Origin of the sequence: Actinomadura sp. KC216 (assembly GCF_004348535.1) — a bacterium.
Classification (GTDB): Bacteria; Actinomycetota; Actinomycetes; order Streptosporangiales; family Streptosporangiaceae; genus Spirillospora.
Map to the genome: position 1 here is coordinate 1 of NZ_SMJX01000521.1, position 3660 is coordinate 3660.

3 protein-coding genes are annotated in these 3660 nt (G+C 70.9%); all 3 read right to left on the reverse strand.

Going from position 1 to position 3660, the window contains the following annotated elements; translation table 11 throughout:
• Window positions 1-1219, reverse strand: a 1219-nt coding sequence (locus tag E1264_RS41365; RefSeq protein WP_243711490.1) for a crosslink repair DNA glycosylase YcaQ family protein, incomplete at its 3' end; no start/stop codon positions are given.
• 69 nt (window positions 1220-1288) lie between these two features.
• The gene (locus E1264_RS41370) at window positions 1289-1945 is read right to left on the reverse strand and encodes a response regulator transcription factor (RefSeq protein ID WP_230421412.1); all 657 of its coding nucleotides are present in this window, start codon (window positions 1943-1945) and stop codon (window positions 1289-1291) included.
• A 561-nt stretch (window positions 1946-2506) separates the two neighbouring features.
• A complete protein-coding gene (raiA, locus tag E1264_RS41375; protein WP_132182852.1) occupies window positions 2507-3169 on the reverse strand; it encodes a ribosome-associated translation inhibitor RaiA in 663 nt (220 codons plus the stop codon).
• Window positions 3170-3660: the final 491 nt, after the last annotated feature.

A 3660-nucleotide genomic window follows, 5' to 3' on the forward strand; every position in this document is an offset into this window, starting at 1 on the left:
GGGTGGCGGTTTTCAGGGCTGATTCGAGGAGGGGCCTCGGTAGGTCGGTTCGTTCGACGCGGACGTCGTCGCAGCCGACCCAGGTGGCGGCGCGCCAGAGGGCGGTGGCGAGTGCGGCGGCCGACGTCTCCGTGCGGGCGGACGTGCGGGTGGCCCACGGTTCCAGGGACGCCTGGCGGGCGACGAGGGTGCGGCCTTCCCTGGCGGGGTCGACGCGTCCGAGCAGGCGGCCTCCGGCGAGGAGGGGCATCGCGAAGTAGCCGTGGACGCGCTTGGCCTTCGGGACGTACGCCTCCAGGCGGTGATCGAAACCGAAGACGCGGGACGTGCGGGCCCGGTCCCAGACGAGGGAGTCGAACGGCGAGAGCAGGGTCGTGGCGTGCCTGCCGCGCGGCGGCGCGGCCAGAGCGGCGGGGTCGGCCCAGGCCCGCTGGGGCCAGCCCGCGACCGCGGCGGGGACGAGCCCGGTCGCCTCGATGACCTGGTCGACCTGGTCCTGCCTGATCCGGTAGTAGTCGGCGAGGTCGCCGCGGGTCGCGACGCCGAGGGCCCGCCCGGCGCGGGCGACGAGCTCGGTCAGGCAGGCGTCGTCGTCGGGTTCATGGGTGCGGAGCTCGTCCGGGACGGCCCGTTCGGCCAGGTCGTACACGCGCCGCCAGCCGACGCGCTCGACGCAGACGACCTCGCCGACGTCCAGCAGCCACTCGATGCCGATCTTGTGGTCGCTCCAGTCCCACCATTCGGCGCTGGCCTTGGCGCCGCCGAGTTCCTTGGTGGTCAGCGGGCCGTCGGCCCTCAGGCGGGCGCGGATCTCGTCGCAGACGCCCTCGGGGACCTTGTGCCAGCGCCAGCCGCGGCGCAGGTAGGCGCGCCGGCGGAACGCGAAGAGCGGCCAGTCGGCCATGGGGAGGATGGACGCGGCGTGCGCCCAGTACTCGAACGCCCTGTACCCCTTGCGGTGGCCGTTCGCGCTGCTCCAGTAGGCGGCCTCGACCGCGCCGCGTCCGACCGGGCCGAGGCGGGCGTAGGGGACCAGCTCATGGGACCGGGCGAGGACGGAGATCGTGTCGAGCTGGACGGCCCCGAGCCGTTCCAGCATCGCGGTCACGCCGCCTCTGGGCCGCGCGCCCAGGAGACCCTGGGCCCGCAGCTGGAGCCGCCGCGCCTCGTCCGCGCCGAGTTCTACCGCCGGTGCTGTGCCGTCTGCTGTCCGAACCACGCCCGCGATGCTACGTCACAACACCGACAAAACCGGATTGCCGGTCGCGCCGCGCTGGTGCGCCCGGGGTCAGGTGATCTCCAGGAGTTTCTCGCGGACGGCGTAGACGACGGCCTCCATCCGGGAGTGGAGCTGCAGCTTCTCCAGGATGTTGCGGACGTGGTTCTTCACGGTGTTCTCGGAGATGAACAGCTCGCGGGCGATCTCCCGGTTGCCGAGGCCGCGCGCGACGAGCCGCAGGACCTCCATCTCGCGGTCGGTGAGGCGCGGCGCGGGGACCTGCTGGGTGCGCTCCTCGCTGCGCTTGGCCAGCGCCGCGAACTCGGTGATGAGCTTGGAGGCCATCGACGGGCTGATCAGCGACTGCCCGCCGTGCACCGCGCGGACGGCCTGCGGCACCTCGTCGATCGATATCTCCTTGAGCAGGTAGCCGCTGGCCCCGGCCTTGATCGCCTCGAAGAGGTCCTCCTCCTCGTCGCTGATGGTCAGCATGACGATCTTCGCGCTGGGGGCGGCGTCCTTGATCGCGGTGCAGGCCTCGATGCCGCTGCGGCGCGGCATCCGGATGTCCATCAGGACGACGTCGGGCAGCAGATCGCCGGCCATCTCGACGGCCTCGTGACCGTCGCCGCCCTCACCGATGACCTCGATGTCGTCCTCGCCCTGGAGGACCATCTCCAGACCCCTGCGGAACAGCGCATGGTCGTCGACGATGAGCACGCGGATCGGGTCGGCCGTCCCGGCCGGCTGGGCCGCCTCCCGCCCGGCGGGGGCAGCGCCGGCCTGACGGGGTACCGCCGCGGCGTCGCGAGCCTCGGGATTCTCGCTCACCAGAGTCGCGGCGTGGAGGAGACGCCGCTTCCCCCCTTCACTATTCAGCGATCTGGAACCACCGGAGGGGTGCTCTCCGACGGGTCGTCCTCGGGAAGATACGGGTTCCGGGGGCGGACCCGGGGGATTTCGGGCCGGGGTGTCCCCCGGTGAACTGCTGTGCGTCCCGGGAGGTTCCCGGGTGGGCCGCTGCGGGCCCCGCGAATCGTGCGACCCGCAGGACCACCGCCGCGGCGCGGTGACCGGTCGGGATCCGGGGCGGCCGGCTGTGCCGCTCCGTACCGGATCCTCCCCGGACCACCGCGTCCGCGGATCGGCTGGAACGCCTTTTCAGATCATGACACGGTTCGGACGGTGACGTGACGCGAGTGCCGCATCACGGAACGGTCTCATCTTCGTAGGTCGGCGTAGGTCTGCGCAGGCCACGCCCTCACGGACGGGCCGGTTGAAAGACGGTCACTCTTCGACGAGCCTGATCACTCCGTAATCCCAGCCTCTTCTCCGGTAGACGACCGAGGGATGCCCGCTGGCCTTGTCGCGGTACAGGTAAAAGTCGTGGCCGACGAGCTCCATCTCGAAGAGGGCCTGCTCGATGCCCATGGGCTCGGCCTTGTGGAACTTCTCGCGGACGACGAGGGGGCCGTCGCCGTCCATGGGGATCGGGACGAGGTTCTCGTCCGGCGAGACCTTCACCGGCTCGGCTCCGGTTCCGGTGCCGGGTTCGGCCTTCGCGGGCGGTTCGGCGGCTTGCGGCGGTTCGGGGAGTGCCTCGGGGAGTGTCTCCATCGTCGCGAGCTTGGCCCGGCCCTTGCCGCCGTGGCCCTTGCGTCGCTCGGAGCCCCGGCGCATCCGTGACTCCAGCTTGTCCAGCGCCAGATCGAGGGCGCCGTAACGGTCGTCGGCGGCGGCCTCGGCCCGGATCACCGGGCCGCGGGAGCGGATCGTCAGCTCGACCCGCTCGCGCTGGTCGGCCTGTCGCGGGTTGCGTTCCTCGGACACCTCCACATCAACGCGGATGACCTTCTGGTCCAGCCGCTCGATCTTGGCGAGTTTGTTGTCGACATGGCGTCGGAATCGCTCGTTGACGTCGGTGTGCCGGCCCCTCACGGTGATGTTCACGCGGGACCCCCCCCTTCTCCCGGTTGTGATCCGGCCCTGCCCGGGACGCCTGATCGAAACACCTTTCGTCGATGGGGAATTGCTCACTGCCCCGGACGGACACCACAGGACGGTGGGTCGCACCCGCCCGGCCGACCTGGTCTTCGTCCCCACATCCGCCTGCTGAGGGGCTCGCGGCGCTCTCGCCACTACTGCCCTTCTCCCTGTTCGGGGGATGTCGGATCCCCCGGCGGGGCAGGACTTACCTCTAAGGCGCACCGTGATCGGTCGACGAGAAGTCGCCTTACGTGGGCCGTTTCGCCTGCGCCTGGCATCGGCTAGCCGGATCGGCTGTCGCACTCCTGACGAGCACTGCGATCCGACGCAACCACGGACCCGGGCGGGTGCCATGTCAGGAACGCTAACCCCTTACGCCTCGAATGTCAGGGGGGTGGGCCGAGGAATTGCTCACTGAACGTCATCGGGACCTGCCCCACCGGGTACCCCACCCC